The sequence below is a fragment of the Halopolyspora algeriensis genome, from assembly GCF_003337235.1.
Taxonomy (GTDB): Bacteria; Actinomycetota; Actinomycetes; order Mycobacteriales; family Pseudonocardiaceae; genus Haloactinomyces; species Haloactinomyces algeriensis.
Window position 1 is genome coordinate 41,217 of sequence record NZ_QPJC01000010.1, and the last position, 21,644, is coordinate 62,860.

At 68.4% G+C, this 21,644-nt stretch carries 17 protein-coding genes and 2 pseudogenes; 9 read left to right on the plus strand and 10 right to left on the minus strand.

What is annotated here, in order from left to right; all coding sequences use genetic code 11:
* Positions 1-296: 296 nt before the first annotated feature.
* Positions 297-1,472, plus strand: coding sequence for a 4-hydroxybenzoate 3-monooxygenase (locus DFQ14_RS15135; RefSeq protein ID WP_114453944.1), 1,176 nt, complete (start codon positions 297-299; stop codon positions 1,470-1,472).
* Positions 1,473-1,552: 80 nt separating this feature from the next.
* Here the strand turns inward: DFQ14_RS15135 and DFQ14_RS15140 are convergent, their stop codons facing one another.
* Positions 1,553-2,428 (minus strand): IclR family transcriptional regulator, encoded by an 876-nt coding sequence (locus tag DFQ14_RS15140; RefSeq protein ID WP_114453945.1) that lies wholly within the window; start codon positions 2,426-2,428, stop codon positions 1,553-1,555.
* 221 nt (positions 2,429-2,649) lie between these two features.
* Between DFQ14_RS15140 and DFQ14_RS15145 the strand changes: the two genes are divergently transcribed.
* Positions 2,650-3,585 (plus strand): oxygenase MpaB family protein, encoded by a 936-nt coding sequence (locus DFQ14_RS15145; RefSeq protein ID WP_114453946.1) that lies wholly within the window; start codon positions 2,650-2,652, stop codon positions 3,583-3,585.
* A gap of 14 nt (positions 3,586-3,599) precedes the next feature.
* Here DFQ14_RS15145 and DFQ14_RS15150 read toward each other — a convergent pair whose 3' ends face one another.
* Complete coding sequence (locus tag DFQ14_RS15150; RefSeq protein WP_114453947.1) at positions 3,600-6,383, minus strand: sensor domain-containing protein; 2,784 nt, start codon at positions 6,381-6,383, stop codon at positions 3,600-3,602.
* A 623-nt stretch (positions 6,384-7,006) separates the two neighbouring features.
* Here DFQ14_RS15150 and DFQ14_RS15155 point away from each other — a divergent pair.
* On the plus strand, positions 7,007-8,167 hold the full coding sequence (locus tag DFQ14_RS15155) for a beta-ketoacyl synthase N-terminal-like domain-containing protein (protein ID WP_114453948.1): 1,161 nt from the start codon (positions 7,007-7,009) through the stop codon (positions 8,165-8,167).
* Positions 8,168-8,365: 198 nt separating this feature from the next.
* Here DFQ14_RS15155 and DFQ14_RS15160 read toward each other — a convergent pair whose 3' ends face one another.
* Positions 8,366-9,088 carry a GAF and ANTAR domain-containing protein gene (locus DFQ14_RS15160; RefSeq protein ID WP_114453949.1) on the minus strand — a complete coding sequence of 241 codons (723 nt, stop codon included), beginning with the start codon at positions 9,086-9,088 and terminating at the stop codon, positions 8,366-8,368.
* Positions 9,089-9,413: 325 nt separating this feature from the next.
* Here DFQ14_RS15160 and DFQ14_RS15165 point away from each other — a divergent pair, with 325 nt between their 5' ends.
* Together DFQ14_RS15165 and DFQ14_RS15170 are read left to right on the plus strand one after the other, a co-directional pair.
* A complete protein-coding gene (locus DFQ14_RS15165; protein ID WP_114453950.1) occupies positions 9,414-10,358 on the plus strand; it encodes an alpha/beta hydrolase in 945 nt (314 codons plus the stop codon).
* Between the two features lie 181 nt (positions 10,359-10,539).
* On the plus strand, positions 10,540-12,150 hold the full coding sequence (locus DFQ14_RS15170; protein WP_114453951.1) for a flavin-containing monooxygenase: 1,611 nt from the start codon (positions 10,540-10,542) through the stop codon (positions 12,148-12,150).
* Positions 12,151-12,258: 108 nt separating this feature from the next.
* On the opposite strand, the pseudogene DFQ14_RS15175 reads toward DFQ14_RS15170, so the two are convergent.
* A pseudogene (locus DFQ14_RS15175) lies at positions 12,259-12,465 on the minus strand (PEP-utilizing enzyme); the annotation flags it as partial.
* Positions 12,466-12,691: 226 nt separating this feature from the next.
* On the opposite strand from DFQ14_RS15175, the gene DFQ14_RS15180 reads away from it, so the two are divergent.
* Complete coding sequence (locus DFQ14_RS15180) at positions 12,692-13,462, plus strand: helix-hairpin-helix domain-containing protein (protein ID WP_114453952.1); 771 nt, start codon at positions 12,692-12,694, stop codon at positions 13,460-13,462.
* 177 nt (positions 13,463-13,639) lie between these two features.
* Positions 13,640-15,106, plus strand: a complete 1,467-nt coding sequence (locus DFQ14_RS15185) for a pyridoxal phosphate-dependent decarboxylase family protein (RefSeq protein ID WP_246195702.1) — start codon at positions 13,640-13,642, stop codon at positions 15,104-15,106.
* An 18-nt stretch (positions 15,107-15,124) separates the two neighbouring features.
* Here the strand turns inward: DFQ14_RS15185 and DFQ14_RS15190 are convergent, their stop codons facing one another.
* The 6 genes and pseudogenes from DFQ14_RS15190 to DFQ14_RS15215 form a co-directional block, all read right to left on the minus strand.
* Positions 15,125-16,105 carry a thermonuclease family protein gene (locus DFQ14_RS15190; protein WP_114453953.1) on the minus strand — a complete coding sequence of 327 codons (981 nt, stop codon included), beginning with the start codon at positions 16,103-16,105 and terminating at the stop codon, positions 15,125-15,127.
* A 145-nt stretch (positions 16,106-16,250) separates the two neighbouring features.
* Positions 16,251-16,589 carry a hypothetical protein gene (locus DFQ14_RS15195; RefSeq protein WP_114453954.1) on the minus strand — a complete coding sequence of 113 codons (339 nt, stop codon included), beginning with the start codon at positions 16,587-16,589 and terminating at the stop codon, positions 16,251-16,253.
* A gap of 221 nt (positions 16,590-16,810) precedes the next feature.
* Complete coding sequence (locus DFQ14_RS15200; RefSeq protein ID WP_114453955.1) at positions 16,811-17,002, minus strand: DUF397 domain-containing protein; 192 nt, start codon at positions 17,000-17,002, stop codon at positions 16,811-16,813.
* Positions 16,999-17,304, minus strand: coding sequence for a Scr1 family TA system antitoxin-like transcriptional regulator (locus DFQ14_RS15205; protein WP_114453956.1), 306 nt, complete (start codon positions 17,302-17,304; stop codon positions 16,999-17,001). The genes DFQ14_RS15200 and DFQ14_RS15205 overlap by 4 nt, the downstream gene beginning before the upstream one ends.
* Before the next feature lie 112 nt (positions 17,305-17,416).
* A pseudogene (locus DFQ14_RS15210) lies at positions 17,417-18,316 on the minus strand (ornithine cyclodeaminase family protein).
* A 108-nt stretch (positions 18,317-18,424) separates the two neighbouring features.
* Positions 18,425-19,021, minus strand: coding sequence for a TetR/AcrR family transcriptional regulator (locus DFQ14_RS15215; protein WP_114453957.1), 597 nt, complete (start codon positions 19,019-19,021; stop codon positions 18,425-18,427).
* 66 nt (positions 19,022-19,087) lie between these two features.
* On the opposite strand from DFQ14_RS15215, the gene DFQ14_RS15220 reads away from it, so the two are divergent.
* Together DFQ14_RS15220 and DFQ14_RS15225 are read left to right on the plus strand one after the other, a co-directional pair.
* Positions 19,088-19,582, plus strand: coding sequence for a DUF4188 domain-containing protein (locus DFQ14_RS15220; RefSeq protein WP_114453958.1), 495 nt, complete (start codon positions 19,088-19,090; stop codon positions 19,580-19,582).
* Between the two features lie 151 nt (positions 19,583-19,733).
* Complete coding sequence (locus DFQ14_RS15225; RefSeq protein WP_114453959.1) at positions 19,734-21,362, plus strand: LuxR family transcriptional regulator; 1,629 nt, start codon at positions 19,734-19,736, stop codon at positions 21,360-21,362.
* The last annotated feature ends 282 nt before the right edge of the window (positions 21,363-21,644 follow it).

The following is a 21,644-nucleotide window of genomic DNA, read 5'->3' on the forward strand; positions in this document are numbered from 1 at the left end:
TCCGCACACCCGGGATCGCGGACCGAGCGGTCCCGAGTGCGGGCTCGCCACGGGCCGGTAGCGGCCTGCTCTCCTGCTGCGGCACTCCTGGTTGCGCAGGGTGATCCCGCCGGAATTCGGCCTCGTCCGGCGGAAACGACCTGCGGCAGCACGGCACAGTTCGTCTTCCGTTGAACGGAAGGGGGGCTGTTTCCCGGAAGAGCCTGGACGCAGAGTAGTCGCCATCACCCTGTTGAGGGGGTCACAGGAGACATTCACCCGAGCACCACGCTGCGCTCGTCGGCGAAGGAGCACCCATGCACACTCGAGTCGGGATCGTCGGGGCCGGACCTGCCGGCCTGATGCTCGCTCACCTGCTGCACCAGAAGGGCATCGAATCGGTGGTCCTCGACACCCGGACCCGGGAGGAGATCGAAGGCACCATCCGTGCCGGAATCCTCGAGCAGAACACGGTCGATCTCATGACCGAAACCGGTGTCGGGGAACGGATCAAGCGAGTGGGTTCCGTGCACCACGGCATCGAGCTGCGATTCGGCGGGCGCGGCCACCGCATCGACTTCGACGACCTCACCGATGGTCGCGGGGTCACGGTCTACCCGCAGCACGAGGTCCTCAAGGACCTCATCGAGCAGCGCCTGGCCGATGGTGGAGAGATCCGCTTCGGGGTCTCCGACGTCGAGGTCGAGGGCATCACCGGTGACACGCCGAGCATCCGGTTCACCGAAGACGGCGCCGAGGAAGTGCTGCACTGCGCGCTGGTCGCCGGATGCGACGGTTCCCGGACCCAGACCCGATCCCTCATCCCGCATCCGGACGTGCGCCAGGATCACTTCCGCCAGTACCCCTTCGCCTGGTTCGGCGTCCTGGTCGAGGCGCCGCCGTCGTCCGAGGAACTCATCTACGCCCACCACGAGAACGGGTTCGCTCTGATCAGCACCCGCACACCCGAGGTGCAGCGGCTCTACCTGCAGGTCGACCCCGAGGACAGCGTCGACAACTGGTCCGACGACCGGATCTGGAACGAACTGCACACCCGGGTCGCGGGAGACGACGTGCAGCTCAAGGAAGGGCCGATCTTCCAGAAGTCGATCCTGCCGTTCCGCAGTTTCGTGTGCGAGCCGATGCAGCGCGGCCGGTTGTTCCTGGCCGGCGACGCCGCCCACACCGTGCCCCCCACCGGGGCCAAGGGCATGAACCTCGCCATCGCCGACGTCTACGTCCTGGCCCGCGCCATGGGCGAGTTCCTCAATCGGGGAGAGACCGCCGCCCTCGACGCCTACACCACCACCGTGCTCCCGCGGGTTTGGCGTGCCCAGCACTTCTCCTGGTGGATGACCTCCATGCTGCACCGCATGCCGGGCTCCAGCGGTTTCGACCTCAACCGGCAGCTCGCGGAACTGGACACCGTGACCCGCTCCCGGGCAGGCCGCACCCTGCTGGCCGAGAACTACGTCGGCACCCCGCTCGAATGACACGGCAGTTCGGCTGACACGGCAGTCACGCAGGCGGGTACCCGTGGCCGGGCGCGTTCGCGGCGACACAGCCGGCGCGGTCATTCGGCGTCACCGAGCGATTCCTCCCGCGTCCGGGAAGGCGGGGCTGCCCGGGAGGCGGCCTCGCGCCTGGCCGATGCGGGAAGCGCGAGAGCCCGGGGGGATCCCAGCGCGCGCGAGATCCCCCGCGCGGCTGCGCGCACCGCCGGGATCAGGGCTCTGGGGTCGGCCCCCCGGGAGGGCACGACCACGGACAGTGCGGCAGCCACCGTGTCCGTCTCGTCGTGGACGGGGGCGGCCACGGACAGGTTCGACAGTTCGATCTGGCCGTCACTGATGACGAAACCGTTCCGGCGCACCTCGGCCAGCACGCGACGCAGCTGCTGCGGCGTGGCGATGGTCTTGCTCGTGAACCGCTTGAGCGGTGCATCCAGCACCGCTTCCTGCACCGCGTGCTCGGCGTGGGCGAGGAGTATCAGGCCCACGCCGGTGGCGTGCAGGGGAAGCCTGCCCCCCACGCGGGAGACCACCCGGACCGCCTCGCGTCCCGAGAGGCGTTCGACGAAGACCACTTCCAGCCCGTCGAGCACGCCCAGCTGCACGTTCTGGTGTGTGGCTTCGTAGAGGTCCCCGAGGAACGGCATGGCGACCTCGCGCAGCACGGGCCCGCGCGGAGCGAGCGCGGCGAGCTCGTACATCCGCAGACCGATCCGGTACTTGCCCTGGGAGTCGCGCTCCAGAGCGCCCCAGGACGCGAGTTCCCCGACGAGCCGGTGCGTGGTCGTCAGGGCCAGCCCGCTGTGGCGGCTGATCGCGGACAGGGTCAGGGCCGAACGCTCGGACGAGAAAGCGTCGAGAATCCGGAACAGCCGCGTCGCCACGGTGGGCGCACTCCTGCCCGCCGTGGTGGAACCGTCGTCTCCCCCGCGGACCATCGCCGATCCCTTCCCCTCGATGCCACGTCCGCACCCATTGCAACACCGCCCGTGGCGGAAAGTCCCGCACCACAGCCGGCAATCGCCCACCAGTCGAAGAAGGCTCCGGCACCGATTCGACCTTGACAGTGGTACTGACACACCCAGTACGGTGTGTTGCACACGGTGATCACCGATCGTCCGTGAGCGCGGAAGAGCGCAAGGGTGAGGTGAGGGGACCGATGAAGCGATACGCGTGGCGGGATCGGATCGAATCGATGGATCCCGAACGGGACTTCCACGACATCTACCGGATCATGGTCGCCCACGAGTTCCCCTGGGACATGAACCAGTCGTTGAGCTTCGCGCTGTTTCGCACCTACGCGGTACCCGGTATCGGGGCGCTGCTGGCCAGCACGGGCGAGTTCACCGAGCGCACCCAGAAGCGCTACGACGACACCGGTCTCATCCTCGATGCCGTGCTCGAGCACGGATTCTCCAGCGACAGCGGCCGCCGCGCGATCCGGCGGATGAACCGGATGCACCGCGCGTACTCGATTCCCGACGAGGAGATGCGGTACGTGCTGTGCACCTTCGTGGTCACTCCCATGCGTTGGATGGACGCCTACGGGTGGCGGTCGTTCACCGAGACGGAACGCATCGCGAGCGCGAACTACTATCGCGAACTCGGCCGCCACATGAACATCCGCGACATACCGGCCACGTACCGGGAGTTCTGCGAGGTGATGGACGCCTACGAGGCCGAGCATTTCCGCCACGACCCCGGTGCGCGAGCCGTGGCCGATTCCACTCTGGAACTGATGACGACGTTTCCGCCCAACAATCGGGCTCCTGCGGGTCTGATGCGCCGATTCGCCCGGGCACTGATGGACGATGCGCTGCTCGAGGCGTTCGACTACCCGCGGCCCTCGCGGGCCATGCGTGCCCTGTCCCGCACCGCACTCCGACTGCGGGGGCGATTCGTACGGTTCCTGCCGCCTCGCACCTCGCCGAAGTACGCTCGCCAGTCGGCCAATATCCGCAGCTATCCGGATGGCTACGACCTCGATCGGCTCGGCACCTTCCCGCCCGGTTGCCCCGTCCCCGAGCTCGGGCCGCAACCCACCGCGCAGGACACTGCCCGGCCGCACAGCAACGCACCCGGCTCACCGAGGTGACCGGCACGCCGCGTTCACGTCGATGACGTCGGCCGCTGGATCGGGATCCCGTCCGAGCGGACCACGGCGAACAGCTCCTCGAGAGGGGACGGTTTGGCGAGGTAGAAACCCTGCACCTGGTCACAACCGAGGCGTCGGAGGATATCGAGCTGCTCGGCGGTCTCGGCTCCTTCCGCCACGACGGTGAGGCGGACCGCATGCGCCATGGCGATGATGCTGGTGATGATGATCTCGGCATCCTCGGACTCACCGAGTCTGGCCACGAACGAGCGATCGATCTTGAGCGTGTCCAGCGGGAGGCGCTGCAGCTGCGCCAGGGAGGAATAGCCGGTCCCGAAATCGTCGATGGCCAGGAACACGCCGAGCTCACGCAGTGCGTTCAGCACCCGTGTGGCCGCAGACGAGTCGCGCATGAGCGCGCTTTCGGTGATCTCCAGGCACAGCGCGTCACCGGACATGCCGCTGTCCACCAGTGCCCGGCGCACGGTCGGCAGCAGGTGCGGGTCCTCGAGCTGGCGCGCGGACAGGTTCGCCTTGAGCTGCATGTCGAAGCCGTACCGCCGGCTCTGGGTGGTGAATTCGCTCAGCGCCGTCCGCAGCATGTGGGCACCGATGAGGTTGATCAGGCCGCTTTCCTCGGCCACCGGGATGAACTCGCCGGGCGAGACGTTCCCGTGCACCGGATGTGTCCACCGCAGCAAGCCCTCCACGGCCACTGTGCGGTCGGTGCGCAGATCGACGATGGGCTGGTAGGCCAACCAGAGCTGGTCCCGTTGCACGGCGCTGCGCAGATCCTGCTCCAGGTGCATGTGGCGCTGCACGCGTTCGCGCAACTCGACACCGAAGAACGCGGAGTGCCCGTGCCCCTGGTATTTGGCCTGGTACATGGCCACATCGGCATCCCGCAGGATGTCCTCGGCGGCTCTGCCGTCATCCGAGGGGATCAGCACGATTCCGGTACTGGCGTCCACGTGCAGCCATCTGCCGTCCATGTCGATCGGTGCGCTGAGGGAGTCGCGCAAGCGTTCGACGAGGTCGCGAATCTCTTCGTGGTCGATCACGCTGTGGGCGACGACCACGAACTCGTCACCGCCGAGACGGCCGATGAGATCACCTTCCCGCGCAGCGTGCCGCAGCCGTTCCCCGGCGATCTGCAGAACCCTGTCCCCCACGATGTGCCCCAGGGAGTCGTTGATGACCTTGAAGTTGTCCAGGTCGATGAACAGCACCGCCATCAGGTGAGCTCGGTGCGGGGACCGCAGTGTGGCGCTGAGCTGCTGCAGGACCAGGGTGCGATTCGCCAGTCCGGTCAGGGGATCGTGCGTGGCCTCGTGCTCCAGGCGTGCGCGGATGGCCCGGTGCTCGGTGATGTCGATGAACGAGATGAGGACCGAGTGTGGCGGGTCGTCATCGGGGGTGAGGGAGCGTGAGGTGATCGCCAGCCACACGCTCTGCCCGTCCGGGCGCCGGAGACGCGCAACATACGAATTCTGGGGCTCGCCGGTGCGCTGTGTCCGCCTCGAGGGATAGTCGTCCAGCGGAATGGGGTTTCCGCGTTCGTCGAACATCGGCCAGGACGGCAGGGAGAGGCCGACGAGTTCGTCCTCGCCGAAACCGAGGATGTTGCGGGCAGCGGGATTCGCCGACACGATGAGCCCCGCCTCACCGATCACGACGACTCCCTCGTCGAGGGAGTCGACCACGGTGGCGAAATGCTGTTCGGCTCGTCGCCGCGCGGTCTCGTCGGCGCACATCAGCACGAAACCGCTGTCCATCTCCGCGGCCGAGACACGAACGATGAGCTTGGAGCCGTCGGCACGCCGGTGCAGCGTCTGGGTGACGCCGCCTGCGGTCAGCAACGCCGCGGGTTCGAGCGGTGCACCGACCAGCTCACCGACGTGCTGCCCCCGCGCCTCGTGCGCGGGCACGCCGTACACCGCCTCCGCGGCGGGGTTCCAGCTGGTCACCACCCCGTCGCGAGTCGTCGCGATGATCGCGTCACTGACGTGCTCGACCAGCGCCGCCTGGTAGTGCAGCGTGGCCTCGGCCGCACGCTGTGCCGTGACATCGTGCATGATGACCTGGAAAGCGGGACGTCCTTTCCAGGTCGTGCGCACCGACACCGCCTCGACGAGGACCGTGCCACCGTCGAGCCGCAGCAGCTGTGCTTCCGACGGCTCCGAGGTCTCCCCCGGCTTCGTCAGCGACTCGACCCGCTCCCGCAGTCCCGGAAGCGATTCCTCGGACACGAAATCGGTGATCGGGCAACCGATGATCTGCGTATCGGATTCGGCGGCCACCATGCTGACGGTGGCGGGGTTGACGTAGGTGAGCACGCCCTTCTGATGCACACAGATCGCATCCGGGCTCAGCTCCACGAGCAATCGGTAGCGGTCGGCGATGTCGGCCAGTTCCCGGCTGGTTCTGTCCGATTCTGCAGCACCGGTCGCGATCCCGAGCAGGCCACCGGTCCGGGCGTCCCCGAACCTCCGGGCACGGAAGCGGATCAAGCGTGCTTCCCCTCCCGGCGTCTCGAGTGGCTGTTCCAGCTCGAGATCTTGCCACATCGGGGTGGTGCCCGCCGCCACCGTCATGGGTCGGATCAACTCTAGCAGCCGAGCGCGGACCTCGTTCTGGGTCGCTCCGGGCATGTCGAGAAGCGCGTCCATGCCCGACATCCAGTCGACCTCGCCCCGCGCGAGATCGAACGACCACATGGCGGCGGCATTCACGGACAGCGCGAGATCCACGAGCTCGCGGTCAAGTCCCGAGCCGACCGGAAGCCCGTCATCCCCCATGATCCGTCCGACTCCCGCATAGACGATTTCTGTGCATTACATCACAGTTCGGTTTCGGCTGAGCAGGCGGCAACCTCCCCGAGAGCGGAGATCGCCCACCCGCAGGGCCACTCACCGGATGTGAACCCTTCCGTATCCGCATATCCGACGGATACCCGGTCACCGACCTGCGAAGACACACTATGGCAGTCCTTGACGGTATGTGCGCAGTCGCGGCCCGAAGCGTGTGATCGTTGCGCAGAATCGCCTGCTCCCCCGCTACTCCTTGAGAGTGCAAACACATTTGGTTTCGGAATCGATATAGGTAACTTCACTCTGGCGAGTGGCGATAAGCAATATAGGCGCTCAGCTCTCACTCTCCGTATTTCGATCTGGAAAGCCAGAACTTCCTCTCGATCATTTCCGTGGGGAAGCGGGGCTGAAACGCCGAGGCGATCGAGGGCCGATTCGACCTCTTCGTGCGATGAGCCTCCGCCTTGCTTCTCCGGCGGTCGGCGCAGGGACGTTTCGGCATTCCCTCGGTCAGCCGGTCCGCTGCCGGGCACCGCGTGTGGCCGGCCCCGACACGACTCCGTCCGGCCTGCGCAGGGGGCGGAGGGCGCGAAGGAAAGAGAGGGGACGCGATGGTCTCGCAGCACTTCGGAATCTCCGGTATAGGAGCGGTCACCGGCTACGGCTGGGGCACCGCAGCGCTCTGGGACGGTCTGTCCACGAGCAAGCTGGCCGCCTCGCTGGTCGAGGGACACGGGCCCGACCGGGACCGGCCGGCGTGGGTGGCGACCGTACCGGACGGCGGCGACGAGAAGGACGGTCCGAGCCGCTTCTCGAGAGCGATGCGGGCGGCCGCGCGAGAGGCGATCACCGACGCAGGCCACCGCGGCTGGCAGCCCGGTCGCCGGGTCGGGCTGCTGCACGCGGTCGTACTCGGCGAGGTGGACCTGTGGAAGGACTTCTACCAGGACCAGGACGGACGGTTGCCGGTCCGGGACTACCTCTCCCTCATGCCGTCCACACCGATGTCGACGCTCATGCAGGAATTCGGTTTCCACGGCCCGGCGATGAACGTGTCGTCGATGTGCGCCTCCGGCAACGCGGGACTGCTCACCGCGAAGGCCTGGCTCGACGGCGGGATCGTGGACGACGTCGTCTTCGTGGCCACCGACCTGTCCGCCAATCCGGAGAACGTCCTGCACTTCGAGAAGCTCGGCGTCGCGGTCACCGACACCGAACCGCTGGATGCCTGCAGGCCGTTCCAGGAAGGCAGTCGAGGGTTCGGCATGGGCGAGGCGTCGATCGGGATGGTGCTGTCCCGGCGCTCACCGAACCCGTACGCGCACGTGCTCGGTGGCGCGATGTCGCACGATGCCCACCACGTCACCTCCATCGATCCGAGCCTGACCGAGGTGACCAGCTGCTTCCGAGAAGCGCTGGACAACGCCGGAGTGCAGGGTTCGGACGTCCGGTACCTCAACGCGCACGGCCCGGGCACCAAGCAGTGCGACCGCGCCGAGGCCACGGTCTGCGACGAGCTGTTCTCCCCGCAGACGGGGATCTACTCGGTCAAGCCCCTCGTCGGGCACTGCCAGGGTGCGGCTTCGGCCGTGGAAGTCGCCGTGGCCGCGCTCGGGTACGACCGCGGGATCATCCCGGCACCGCCGACAGTGGCTCCGGGCAATTCCCGGCTGCTCGACGGCCCCACATCCGTGACCGGTGGGATCACGGTGAAGTCATCGCTGGGGATGGGCGGGCACAACTCCGTGGTGGTGCTCTCGGAACCGGCGTGACCGACGGGCCGGTCCCGCAAGAAGGGACCCCGCCCGGACGGGAAGTCCGGGGCGACATGGGGCGCCGTCATCGCCGACCGCACCCGGTGCCGGGAACACGGTGATGCGAGCGCCCCCGGTGCGAGCCGGGTGAACGCCCGGGCACCGATCCGAATCCCGGCCTCGCCGGTTGCCTCACCGACCGACGAGGCCGCCGGTTCAGCCGCGTTCCCGCGGGCCCTCTCCGGGGAGCTCGCCGGTGCGCAGCAAGGTCTCGGCGACGGCGCGCAGCTTGAGATTGTTGTCCTGCGAGATCCGTTTGAGCACGGTGAACGCCGCGTCGTCGGAGAGCTGGTGGCGCTCCATGAGGATGCCCAGGGCCTTGCCGATCTCCTCGCGAGTGGTCAGAGCGGTGCGCAGTTGTTCGTCGGTGCGCGCGCTGTTGAGTGCCACCGCCGCGTGCGAGGCGAGCACCCAGCCCAGATCCTCGGCGCGGTCGTCGAAGGCGTTGCGCCGGTGGGAGTACAGGTCCAGTGCCCCGAAACTCCCCTCGTCCCGGTAGAGCTGAAACCCCAGCATGCTGCCGATGCCGAGGTCGCGGGCCCGCGGCATGTAGGACGGCCAGCGGGTCTCGGTGGCGGTGTCCTTGCTGCGGTAGACCCGGTTGTTCCAGGGGACGTCGTCCAGGGCGGCATCGAAGCACGGGCCCTCCCGCAACTCGGCCTGCGCCTGGTCGGACTCGCGGACGAGCTCGCTGGAGGTTGCCGCGGTCTCGACATCCCGCCTGCGGTGCAGCAGCAGAATGCCCGCATCGTCGCAGCCGTCGATGAACTGCACGGCCAGCTCCACGACGCGGTCCAGCACGTCCTGCTCCGAGGTTTGCGCGGACAGGTCGCGGGCGAGGTTGGCGAACGCCACCAGAGCCGTCTCGTCGGCGGTCATGGTTGCTGCACGTCTCCCTCCTGACCTGTGCCGCCCGGCGGACGCACACCGGCTCGGCCCGGTCCGATCTCCCGAACCCCCTCGTTGGTGTATTCGGCAACAGTACTGTCTCCCGGCCGGAACAGCATCCGGCTCGGCCTTGCGCAGGGTGCGGACAGTGCCGGGGCTTTGCGAGCCCGGGAAGAATCTTCACGACGCGCCTCCGGATCGCCCGTCGACCGAAAGCCGTATTGCCCGGAGGCAGGAGACATCCTGTAGTGTGATCCAAATCACCACGCAGTGTGATCGCGGACCGGTGTTCGACTCTCTCCGAAGAGGAGTTCCCATGGCGCTCGACGAGGCAACCACCGCATTCCTGACCCGGATGGCGGAGAACGACGGCAAGCCGCTGCACGAGATGACCCCGGCCGAAGCGCGCGGCTTGATGGCGAGCCTGGGCGAGATGTCCGGTCCCGGACCGGAGGTGGCACGGTCGGAGGATGCCGACATCACGACCGAGGACGGCTCCTTCCCGGTCCGGGTCCTGGTGCCGAACGACTCCCCGCGCGCGGTCATCGTCTACTACCACGGCGGTGGCTGGGTGATCGGCGATATCGACGGGTGCGACACCCTCGGGCGCACGCTCGCGCAGCGGACCGGGTGCGCCGTGGTGCTGGTGGATTACCGGCTGGCGCCGGAGCACCGCTACCCGACGGCCGTCGAGGATTCCTGGGCGGCACTGTGCTGGGTGGACGAACACATGGCCGACATCGCCGGTGGCCGGGTTCCACTCATCGTCGCGGGCGACAGTGCAGGGGGAAACCTGTCGGCGATCATGGCGCAACGCGCCCGCGACAACGGCGGCCTGGACATCGCCCTGCAGGTGCTGGTGTATCCGGTCACCGACTGCGACGTCGACAACGCGTCCTATGTCGATCCGGAGAACCAGCTGATGCTCACCCGGGACAGCATGATCTGGTTCTGGGACCACTACGCCCCCGAGGCCGCGAGTCGCCGAAACGTCGACGCGTGCCCCGGCCTGGCCACGGACCTTTCCGGACTGCCGCCCGCGGTGGTGCTCACCGCGGAACACGATGTCCTGCGCGAGGAGGGCGAAGCATACGCCGAACGGCTGCGCGAGGCCGGTGTCCCGGTGCGGCACCGCAGGTTCGACGGACAGATGCACGGATTTTTCACCATGGTCAATGTGCTGCCGGGAAGTGCTGCCGGCATCGAGTACGTCACCGAGGAGATCGGGCAGCACCTGACCTCCCAGCCCAGCCTCGCCTGATTCACCTGCCCGGCACGGCTCCCACCAGCCGATCCGATCCTCGCGGAAAGCACCCCCTCGGCATGCGACCGGCGGTAGCCGGCGCGTACCGGGTGCGGTGCATGCCGCCCGAGAGTCCCCCTCTTTCGGAAACGGTCGCAGAAGCAAGCGAGCGTTCCCATCGCGGCAGAAGGAAGTATCGATGTCCAAATCGCACTCGAACCGGCTCGATGCCGCCATCGTCGGGGCCGGACTGGCCGGTCTTTACCAGCTGTACACACTGCGCGGCCTGGGCCTGAGCGCGCGGGTGTTCGAGGCCGGTGCCGACGTCGGTGGCACCTGGTACTGGAATCGCTATCCCGGTGCCCGGTGTGACGTGGAGAGCCTTTCCTATTCCTACTCGTTCTCCCCGGAGCTGGAGCAGGAATGGACGTGGACCGAGAAGTACCCCACCCAGCCCGAGATCCTGTCCTACATCAACCACGTCGCCGACCGTTTCGATCTGCGCCCCGACATCACGTTCAACACCCGGGTGACCAGCATGGTCTACGACGAGACGGCGAAGCAGTGGCAGGTGGTCACCGACACGGGCGAGTCGGTGACCGCCCGATTCGTCATCATGGCGACCGGCTGCCTGTCGATGTCCAAGGCACCCGAAGTGCCGGGCATCGAGAACTTCCGCGGCACGATCCACCACACCGGACAGTGGCCCCACGAGGGCGTGGACTTCACCGGCAAACGGTTGGGTGTGATCGGCACCGGATCGTCCGGTATCCAGTCGATCCCGATCCTCGCCGAGCAAGCCCGCGAGCTGACCGTTTTCCAGCGGACCCCGAATTTCAGCATGCCTGCCGGGAACCGGCCGCTGGAGGATTCCGAGATCGCGGACATGAAGGCCGATTACCGCACCTGGCGCAAGGCCCAGCGGGAGTCGGCTTTCGGGGTCCCCACACAGGAGACGACGCAGTCGGCGCTCGAGGTCTCCGAAGCAGAACGCAATGCGGCCTACCAAGCGGGGTGGGACAAGGGCAATCTCGTCGCCATCCTGGGCTCCTACACCGACACGCTCACCGACAAAGCCGCCAACGACACCGCCGCCGAGTTCATCCGCTCCAAGATCCGCGAGACGGTGGCCGATCCCGAGACCGCCGAGGCGCTGTCGCCGCGCAGCTTCCCGTTCGGCACCAAACGGCCCTGCCTGGACACCGGCTACTACGAGACCTTCAACAAGGAGCACGTGCGTCTGGTGGACCTGCGCGAAACACCACTGGTGGACATCACCGAACGCGGAGTGCGCACGTCGGAACGGGACTACGAGTTCGACTCCCTCGTGTTCGCCACCGGCTTCGATGCCATGACCGGTGCCCTGAACGCGATCGACATCCGCGGCAAGGGCGGTGTCACGCTCACCGAGAAGTGGAGTGAGGGACCGCGCTCCTACCTGGGTATCGCCATCGCGGGGTTTCCGAACCTGTTCACCATCACCGGACCGAGCAGCCCGTCGGTGCTCAGCAACATGATGGTTTCCATCGAGCAGCACGTCGACTGGATCACCGACTGCCTCTCCCACCTGCGCGAGCGCGGCATCGTCGAGATCGAGCCGACCGACGAGGCCGAGCAAACCTGGGTCGAGCACGTCGAGGAGATCGGCAACGCCACGCTCTACCCGACGGCCGACTCCTGGTACATGGGGTCGAACGTTCCGGGCAAGCCCCGCGTGTTCATGGCCTACATCGGTGGGGTCGGGACCTACCGGCAGATGTGCGACGAGATCGCGGCGAAGGACTACGACGGGTTCTCCCTGACCGCATGACGCCGGGCAGCCGCACCGGCGAGGCCCTCTCCTGCGATCCGAACCACTCCCGAGACACGGCCCGACTCCTCGAAAGCGGCCGGTGCAGAGCTTCCGGGTCACGGCTCGTCATCGAGCGATGGTCACGGTGCCCGCTGCCCCGTCGATCGTGATCATCTGGCCGTTCTCGATCGCGTGCGTGGCATCGCGGACGCAGATGACGGCGGGGATGCCGTACTCGCGGGCCACGGTCGGGCCGTGGGCGATCGGCGCGCCGGTCTCGGTCACCAGCCCGCCCGCCGTGAGGAACAGCGGTGTCCAACCGGGATCGGTTTCGAGCAGCTCCCCGGAGGCGGCGACAGCGTTCGCCACGGAGGACACGGCCGGGAGTCGCTTGCGTAACAGCTCGGCACGGTGTCGGTTCCCGCGCTGCGAACTCCGGCTAGCGTTACCGCGCTGTCCTCCGCTGTGGTGATCGAAAAGGCGCCGCACGCGGCGCAGGGTCAGCACCGCGATCGCGGTCACCACGATGTGGCGGTTTCGGCGCAGGAGGGCGAGTCGAATGAGCTCCGGATACCAGAAGTCCGTGAAGGTGCCCCCGGAATCGGTGCCGCGAGGTCCGGCGCATCGCGGCCCGTGGGGCTGGTTCCGTCATGGCGGGTGGTATCTCGTGCTGACCCTGGCCACGGCCGGGTTGTGCGCGTGGGTGCCGTTCCTGCACGCCGCCCGCCGGCTGCGCACTGCCGCGCTCAAGCGCCGCACCGCGATCTACGCAGGTCTGGCCGTGCTCATGGTCGTGCTCCTCAGTGCTACCCCGACCGACGCGCAGGGCGATCCCGTCGGTACCGCGGGCGATGTGCTGAGCACGCTGACCGGGGCACTGGCGCTGCCGGTGATGATCGTGGCGCTGATCCAGCAGTGGTCGCTGCGCCGCACCGTGTTCACGGCAGGCCGCAGCCGGCCGATCACACGGACGAGCCCCGACCCGGCTGCCGATCCCGCGGTCGCCGAGATCCTGGCCGCACGCGCTCGCCGTGAGCAGGCCCGCGCCCTCGCCGCCGAGGATCCGCTGATGGCCCGCGAGCTGCGCATCGGCCGCCCGGACCTGGCACGCAGCTACGACGACGGAGGGCTGGTCGACCTCAACAGCGCCCCGGCCGCCGTCATCGCCCGCGTCTGCGAGCTCGATCCGGCCGCCGCCGACGCCATCGTGACCGCCCGCGCGAGCCACGGCAGCCGGTTCACCACCGTCGACGAGATCCTGGTGCTCGCCGACATCCCGCTGGATGCCTGGGACAGGATCCGCGACCGCGCGGTGCTCATCGCCACCTGAGACGAACAGCAGGTACCTGCCGTACCGGTCTTTCAGCTCCTCGTCGCGCTGCACCCACACCGTGCTGCCCACGCTTCCATGGCTGCGGTGACCTCATTTCGGCGGGAAATCCCGGAACGGGGACCACGGGAATTCGTGTCACGGATCCGATCTCGGCGCATCCGCACAATCGGTGACGTGCTCGATTCCACGGGTGGTTCCGGTGAGCGCGGATCGGGCGGACGGGTAGCCGCTGCGGTTGTCTACAGTCCGGGGATGGAGTTCGGGCACGTGCACGGGGACGGGGATCGGTTCGAACAGTTGCTGCAGCAGGCCGGCGAGCGGGTGCGCACCTTCCTGAAGGAACTGGAAAACGCTCCCGCCATGACGACCGCTGATCCGGAGAATCTGCGTGAGCTTTTCGGCACGCCACCGGGTGAGCAGCCGCGGCCGGCGCAGGAGCTGCTCGATCTCGCCTTCGAAGCTGCCGGAACCGGTGTCGAAACCGCCGGACCGCGCTTCTTCGGCTACATCCCCGGTGGTGGTGTGCCCACGTCCGCGGTGGGTGAGCTGATCGCGCGCACGGTCAACCGCTACACGGACATGGCCGATCTCGCTCCCGGCCTGGTGGCGTTGGAGGACGGGCTGGTGCGCTGGCTCGCCTCGGTGTTCGGGTTGCCCGCCGGTGCCGGGGGGTTGCTCACCACCGGTGGTTCCCAGGCCATGTTGTCGATGGTGCTGGCGGCGCGGGAACGGCATCTCGGCGAGGAGCTGGGCCACGGCCGCATCTACCTGTCCGACCAGGCGCACCACAGCGTGCGCAAAGCCGCCCGCATCGCGGGGTTTCCGGCCCGGTCGATCCGGCCGATCCCCACCGTCGACGGCCGGCGCATCGACCCCGCGGCGGCGGCCGAGGCCATCGTCGAGGACCGCGCCCAGGGGCTACGGCCATTCCTGCTGGTCGGCACGGCGGGCACTACCAATGCCGGGGTTGTCGATCCGCTCGGCGAGCTCGCCGATCTGGCGGCGATGCACGGCCTGTGGTTCCACGTGGACGGCTGTTACGGCGGGTTTTTCCGGTTGACCACGCGCGGCCACCACCGGTTGCGGGGGATCGAGCGGGCCGATTCCGTTTCCCTGGATCCGCACAAGAGCCTCTTCCTGCCTTACGGCACCGGCGCGCTCCTCGTCCGGGACCAGGCTGCGCTGCATGCCGCGCACGGCGAGGACGATCCGGGCGATTACATGCAGGACCTCGCCACGGGAACGCTGCCCGACTACGCGGCGATGAGCACCGAACTCACCCGGGAGCACCGCGGGCTGCGCCTGTGGCTACCGCTGCATCTGCACGGCCTGGACACTTTCCGCGCCGCTCTCGACGAGAAGCTCGACCTCGCCGCACACGCGCACGAAGTGCTGGCGGCCGAGCCGGCGCTCTACGTGCCGGAGCCTCCCGAGCTGTCCACGGTCGTCTTCCGCCTGCGTGCGGGCGATGATGCGGCCAACCGGGCGTTTCTGGAGCGGATCAACGCCTCGCAGCGGGCGTTCCTGTCCAGCACCCGGCTGGACGGCACGTTCACCCTGCGCCTGTGCATCCTGTCGCACCGCACCCACCGGGAACACGTGGACGAGGCGCTGGAGATCATCCGGTCCGCGCTGCCGTGACGCGGGCGGCCTCGGACTTCATTCGCAGGCCGTCCCGTCGTCGTCCCCGTCGAGGCCGTGCGGATCCGAGCCGGTCACGGTGATCGGACCCTCGACCTGATCGCAGTCCAGGTCCGGCGGTGGTGGCGGAAGGCAGGGGGAGTACCCCTCGGCGCAGTCCTCGGTGGGCACGCTCGGCTCCGGTGTCTCCGGTGTCCCCGGTGGCGGCGCGACCGGTTCCGGGCTCGGCACGTCCGGCACGTCCGGCGCGGCCGGTTCCGGGGGTGGTTCCGGAGAGAGCGGGGTCGAACCGGATTCCCGGGTCTGCGTGGAGCCGTTGCAGGGTGGTCCCCACAGCCCGGTGCCCGTGGCCTGTGCGCTTCGTTCGGCCGCGGCGATCGCGGAGTGCTGTTGGACGGGAGCGTCGTGGACGTACGAGCGGGCGGCCCCGGCTTCGGCGGCGAGGATGCTGTAGGAGCTCCCGTCGACGAGGACGTAGCGCAGGGAACGTCCGTACGTGTCGGTGTCCTGCTGTGTCGGGTCCGCCGCCAGTCGTACGGACGCCCCGGTGAGGGTGCGCCGGGCGAACTCGGAGGAGTCGGAGCCCCAGCACTCGCTCGTCTCCGGCGAGTCGATGCCCAGGATGCGCACGGTGCGGCTGGTTCCGTCGGAACGCAGCACTTCGACCGTGTCCCCGTCGACCACGCTGGTCACCTGCGCCGGCCGGTCGGATGCGGAAGGTGCGGTCTCCGTGCTGGGTGGCTGCGGCCCGGATTCCGGCGAGGATCCCGTCCGCGCCTGCCCGGGATCGGAAGGCGCCTGCCCTCGGTTCGGCGGTGCTTCCCCGGCTTCGGGCGATGTTTCCGGTGGCGGCGCCCCGGAATTCGGCACGTGGCCGGGAGGGGGCGCCGGCTCGGTTCCCGCCCCCGAGCACGCTGCCAGGCCGAGAGCGAACAGGACGACGGCGATGATCGGGAGTACGACACGCCGGACGAGTGCTCGCCATCCACTGCTGTGCATGATTGGTCCCCCCCGGAGCCGAAGAGCACCGTGTTTCGAAAGCTACTCCGGACGGAAACGGACGGGTAGAGGGTTTTCCCGAGAAATTCGCAGGTGACCGGGCCGACTGGCCCGCATCGGGCGTGTCGACCCCGCCGCGCGGCGGCTACGCCGGGGTCAAACCGGCCGGGCGGACTGTCGAGACCGCTTCCTCCGAGGCCAGAGCCCGATCCATGTGCTCCCAGCCCGGGGTCGCGGCTCCAGCGGCGTGCAGTGCGGAGCGCACCACCGTGTGCGCCTGCGCGACCGCATCCGCCGCACTGTCCGCTCGCACGTGCAGGCAGAAATCGACGAGCATCTCGTCCAGGTCCGCACCGATGTCGGCGTCGGCCACGCCGGGTTCGTCCTGCAGAGCATCCATCACCTGCTCAAGATGCTCCTCGAGCTCTTCCGCATGAGAGCCCGATGCCCGGCAAGTGACCTCCACGTAGAAAGTACGCGTCATACTTGATCCTCCTACCGGCATCCGGTGCGACGGAGCCATCCTTGCAGGTTCCGCGTGTAGTTGGAGGAACCGACTCTGCGAAACCAGCTACCGAAAGAGTGAACCTCCCGGCATTGGCGCTCGGGAGGCGGTGTTCAACAGACCGGATACCCGGCCGCAGAGCGGTCGTGAGCGCACGAACTGGAAAGCACCGGACCGTGCGCTCACGACTTGCTCGCGGATCAGGCGAAGCGGTCGGCCTTGATGGCGGCCACGAACGCCTGCCACTGCCGACGGTCGGTGGTGAAGTACCCGGCCGCGCGGTCCTTGGTGTCGCGCACGGCAGCGCCGCCGGCCACCCGGCCGACCTCGACGCAGGCGGTGTTGTTGCTCGACCGGCTGGCTTTGCGCCAACCCGTGGGGTGCTGTCTCACGATTCGTTCTCCTCGAAGCTGTCTGCACGCGCTGCGACGAACTCCACCGATTCCTCGGGGCTCATCGCTGCCGCGCGCAGGGTATCGAGCGCGCGACAGTGGGCTTCGATCGTTGCCTGACCGGAGAGGAACGCCGCCGAGGACAGGTGCTCCAGGTGCACGATCGATGGTGCCTTCGGAAACTCGAAGAGCATGAACTGGCCGCTGTGCGCGGCGGTCCAGCGATGCAGCGTCTCCGAAGCACCCCGGAAAACGGCCTCTCCGGACGACCCCGTGAGACAACCACCCGCACGCCGCGCCACTCACGCGCGATCGTCTCCCGCAACCACCCGGCCACACCCCCGAGCGCTCCCGAAAGACCCCGGCCCGCTCGGCCTGCCGCCGGGTCGCTCGCCGGACAGGCATCCCGGCCGGTCAGGCTCCGCCTCCAGCGCCCTCGCCGAGCAGGCGCCCCGCGAGCAGCACCTCCGATCCGGCGAGGCCGACCGAGCAGTACACCGTGATCTGCTTCGCATCCTCGCGTCCGGGGTGCGCTCCGATCACGATGTCGCCGAGCGAGACCACACCCGCCGGATCGGTGACGAAATCGGGCATGGCCGCCGCCTGCGGCGGGGAGTCGCACGCGACCACCCCCGCCGCCTCCAACAGAGTCGGCGGAAGCTCGTGGGTCGTGCTCCCCTTCGGGCCGACGGTCGTGACGTGCGCCCCGGGCGCCACGTCGGCGGGGTCGATGACCGGAGCGGTCGAACGAGTAGCCATGACGACGATGTCGGCACCCCGCACCGCCGAGGCAGCGGTGGCCACCGGCTCGGCACGTATCCCGAGCCGGTCGTGCACCTTGACCGCGAAGGCCTTCCGGTTCCGCTCGTCCCGGCTGTACACCCGCACCACCTCGGGCGAACGCACCGCGCTGATCGCCCACATCTAGGTCCAGGCCTGCGTGCCCGTCCCGATCACGGCCACGGTCCGTGCCCGTTCGGCGGCGAGGACATCGACGGCAACGCCGCCGAGCGCACCGGTTCTGCGCGGGCCGAGCTCCTCCCCCACCACGGTGCCGACCAGGCGGCCGGACGCGTTCCACACCGCCACCAACTGATCGCCCTCGGACGCCCCAGCGCGGTAGGCGCGGAACCCGCTGACGTCGCCGGACACACCGCCGGTGGTGTACACGTAATCCACGTCGCCGAGCTCCGCCCGCACCCGTGGCGGAGCGGCAAGCCGGCCACGCGCGAACTCCTCCAGGGCCTCCCTCGCCGCGTCGACGGCGGTCTCCGGGCTCAGGGCAATGACGTCCTCATCGGTCAGCACTCGCATGCGTCAATGCTGCCGGAACGAAAACCGGCCACGCCCCTGCGCCTCGCGGCAGCAGTGCCGCTCCCACGTCGAGATGATGGACCTGTCTCTTGGATCGATCGTGCTTCTTCAGGACGACAGCCAGCCGGTGAGCGCCGCGCGCATCGAGGTGTCGAAAAACTCGGCCGGGTCACCGAGCTGCTGCGAGAGATGGCCACCGAGTTCGAGCGAGACCAGACCATGCACGACCGCCCAGAGCGCGGTGGCCACCCGAAGGGGATCTTCCGGGCGGAGCACGCCCTGCCGGATCGCCCGCTCCACGATCTGCTGCAGCGGCTCGAAGGTGCGTGCGGCGTGCTGCTGTGACTCCGGGGGCGGCTGGAGATCGGAGGCGGCCGAGCCGAACATGATCGCGTAGAAATACGGGTCGGCGAGGGCACTGGCACGGTAGGCGCGTCCGAGCCGAATGAGGTCTTCGCGGGGATCATCGGTTTTCCCGACCGCATCGAGGTGGGCGCCGAACCGGGCGAACGCCTCGTCGAAGACGGCGTGCAGCAGACCCGTCTTGCCGCCGAACAGGGAGTAGATCGCCCGGGTCGAGGTATCGGCCGCCCGGGCCAGCGTCCGCAGACTCAACCCGTCGGGACCGCGATCCGAGAGCTCCTGACCGGCCAGTACGAGCAGGCGTTCACGCAGGGCTTCGTCGTGGATCCGTGGCCGAGGCATGGACCCAGGATAGATCGTGCGCTATTCTGCAACAGTGTTACAAAACTCATGACCCGAGGAGGGGCCATGCCGGAGCGAGTGTTTCGAGGGCGCTACACCGCTGAGCTCGACGAGCAGGGAGCGGTGGTGTTTCTGATCGGCATGCGTTTCAACCACTGGTGGCGGGCGGACAAGTGGTGGCGGGTGGTCACCGCCATGCCGCGCATGCTGCGCCACCTCGAATCCCGCGACGCCGGGCTGCTCGGCTGGAAGATGTGGTTCGGCCGCACGATCTTGCTGGTGCAGTACTGGCGCAGCCTCGACGAGCTGCACACTTTCGCCACCGACTCCTCCGCACCGCACGCCGCGGCGTGGCGGGATTTCAACCGCCGCATCGGCGGCGACGGCACCGTGGGAATCTGGCACGAGACCTACCGCATCGGGCCGGGCAGCGCCGAGTCCGTCTACGACAACATGCCGGCCTTCGGGCTGGCGGCGGCCACCCGTCATGTCCCGGTCGGACGAGGTCGGGAGACGGCCAAGGCGCGACTCGCCCACGGCACCGAGTCAGAACGGGCCTGAACAACCCGGTCGATCGACGCCGGGGGCATACCTTCCTTCACGACGATGGCTGCTGGGGGCGCTCTCACCAGCGTCAGAGGCTCCCAGCACCCATGGCCGAGTTCGGGTGGGCGACGTCCTCCGCCGGGCACATAATGAACCCGGAGGGGTTATGGACTCGGTCGCGGAGCTGGAAACAGCCAGGCAAGCCCTGCGACGGCAGGCGTGGGGGCACGCGTATGCCCGATTGTCCGAGCCGTCCCTGAACGCGGTCCTCACCCCGGAGGACCTCGTCGGCCTGTTCACCGCGGCCTACCTCACCGGACGTGACGCGGAGAGCTTCGACGCCCTCGAACGCGCACATCGCCAATACCTGCGTCGTGGCAACTCCGCCCAAGCCGCGCTGTGCGCGTTTTGGTTGGCCATGGGCCTGTTCCTGCGGGATCAACGGGCACGCGGTGGGGGCTGGATGGCACGCGCCCAACGACTGATCAGCGAACAACACCTCGAGTGCGCTGCCCGGGGGTGGTTGCTGACCGCCGAGGGCAGGCGCAGCGTCGAAACGGGCGAGTACGTCTCGGGGTACGACACGTTCGAGCAAGCCCTGGACATCGGGCGACGAGTCGGTGATGCGGGCCTGATCGCGTTCGCTCGGCACGGTCAGGGACGCGCCCTGCTTCGCATGGGCGAGGTCGATGCGGGCCTGGCCCTCCTCGACGAGGTCATGGTCTCGGTAACGACCGGAGAACTGGCACCACTGCCCACCGGAATGATCTACTGCAGCGTGATCGAAGCTTGCCAGGAGATTTTCGATCTCCACCGTGCCGGCGAGTGGACGGCAGCACTGTCCGGCTGGTGCGCCGCGCAGCAGGATCTGGTGCCTTTCCGGGGGCAATGCCTGGTGCACCGTTCGCAGGTGCTGCAGGCACGTGGCGCGTGGTCGGACGCGATGCGCGAGATCCGGCTGGCCCGACAGCGCCTGAGCGACCCACCCGGCCAAGCCCCGCTGGGAATGGCTCTTTACCAGCAGGCCGAATTGCATCGGCTGCGCGGCGAGTTCGACGAAGCCGAAGAGCTCTACGGCCAGACGGACCTGCGGGGGCATTCCACACAGCCGGGCTTCGCACTCCTGCGGCTGGCCCAGGGCCACACGACGACCGCAGCGACGGCGATCCGACAAGCCGTCGACGAGGAGACCAACGAGGCCAACCGCGCCGGGCTGCTTTCCGCACAGGTCGAGATCATGCTGGCCAACCGGGACACCGCCGCCGCGCGGAAAGCCGCCGACGAGCTGATCCGAACCACCACCACCGTGGGCGCTCGACCGTTGCGCGCCACCGCGATGCACGCGCGCGGGTCCGTACTGCTGGCCACGCACGAACCACGAGCCGCGGTGGCCGCACTGCGCGAAGCCTGCACGCTGTGGTCGGAGCTGGACGTGCCGTACGAGGCAGCGCGCTCGCGTGTGCTGCTCGGATCCGCGCGACTTCTGTTGGGCGACGAGGATACGGCGCGTCTGGAGCTGGACGCGGCCGAATCCGTGTTCCGGGCGCTCGGTGCCACACCGGATCTTCGACAACCGTCCCGAGCCCCCGGTGCCGCCTCGGCCGGAGAACTCACCGAGCGGGAGCTGCAAGTGATCGCTCTCGTCTCGGCGGGCAAGTCCAACCGGGATATCGCCACGCAATTGGTCCTCAGCGAACACACCGTACGGCGCCACCTGCAGAACGTCTTCGCCAAGTTGGGGGTGTCCTCCCGCGCGGCGGCGACCCGGTACGCGGTGCAACACAACCTGGTCTGAGCTCGGGCGTGGTACGAACGTGCCATCCGCCCACCGTCAGTTGGTACGGCCGTGCGATGCCGGGCGGTCCGGCTCGCGCATAGTGTCGAGCACACCAGAACCGGAGGGCACCGCAGACCACAGCGGGAAGATCCTTTCATCGACCCGCTACGGCCTCCGGTGCACGCGGTCGAGGGAACTCACATCACCATGCGGTTGCCATGCGACAGAAGGCGAGCGCTCCGAGGGGCACACCCGATGGAATCGAAACGACCTTCACACGTGTGGTTCAAGCCAAGGAGG

What these genes read in the sequence shown, in the direction of transcription:
- DFQ14_RS15135 (WP_114453944.1), top strand. Translation starts at nt 297, where the DNA reads ATGCACACTCGAGTCGGGATCGTCGGGGCCGGACCTGCCGGCCTGATG.
- DFQ14_RS15140 (WP_114453945.1), bottom strand. Translation starts at nt 2,428, where the DNA reads ATGGTCCGCGGGGGAGACGACGGTTCCACCACGGCGGGCAGGAGTGCG.
- DFQ14_RS15145 (WP_114453946.1), top strand. Translation starts at nt 2,650, where the DNA reads ATGAAGCGATACGCGTGGCGGGATCGGATCGAATCGATGGATCCCGAA.
- DFQ14_RS15150 (WP_114453947.1), bottom strand. Translation starts at nt 6,383, where the DNA reads ATGGGGGATGACGGGCTTCCGGTCGGCTCGGGACTTGACCGCGAGCTC.
- DFQ14_RS15155 (WP_114453948.1), top strand. Translation starts at nt 7,007, where the DNA reads ATGGTCTCGCAGCACTTCGGAATCTCCGGTATAGGAGCGGTCACCGGC.
- DFQ14_RS15160 (WP_114453949.1), bottom strand. Translation starts at nt 9,088, where the DNA reads ATGACCGCCGACGAGACGGCTCTGGTGGCGTTCGCCAACCTCGCCCGC.
- DFQ14_RS15165 (WP_114453950.1), top strand. Translation starts at nt 9,414, where the DNA reads ATGGCGCTCGACGAGGCAACCACCGCATTCCTGACCCGGATGGCGGAG.
- DFQ14_RS15170 (WP_114453951.1), top strand. Translation starts at nt 10,540, where the DNA reads ATGTCCAAATCGCACTCGAACCGGCTCGATGCCGCCATCGTCGGGGCC.
- DFQ14_RS15180 (WP_114453952.1), top strand. Translation starts at nt 12,692, where the DNA reads ATGAGCTCCGGATACCAGAAGTCCGTGAAGGTGCCCCCGGAATCGGTG.
- DFQ14_RS15190 (WP_114453953.1), bottom strand. Translation starts at nt 16,105, where the DNA reads ATGCACAGCAGTGGATGGCGAGCACTCGTCCGGCGTGTCGTACTCCCG.
- DFQ14_RS15195 (WP_114453954.1), bottom strand. Translation starts at nt 16,589, where the DNA reads ATGACGCGTACTTTCTACGTGGAGGTCACTTGCCGGGCATCGGGCTCT.
- DFQ14_RS15215 (WP_114453957.1), bottom strand. Translation starts at nt 19,021, where the DNA reads ATGCCTCGGCCACGGATCCACGACGAAGCCCTGCGTGAACGCCTGCTC.
- DFQ14_RS15220 (WP_114453958.1), top strand. Translation starts at nt 19,088, where the DNA reads ATGCCGGAGCGAGTGTTTCGAGGGCGCTACACCGCTGAGCTCGACGAG.
- DFQ14_RS15225 (WP_114453959.1), top strand. Translation starts at nt 19,734, where the DNA reads ATGGACTCGGTCGCGGAGCTGGAAACAGCCAGGCAAGCCCTGCGACGG.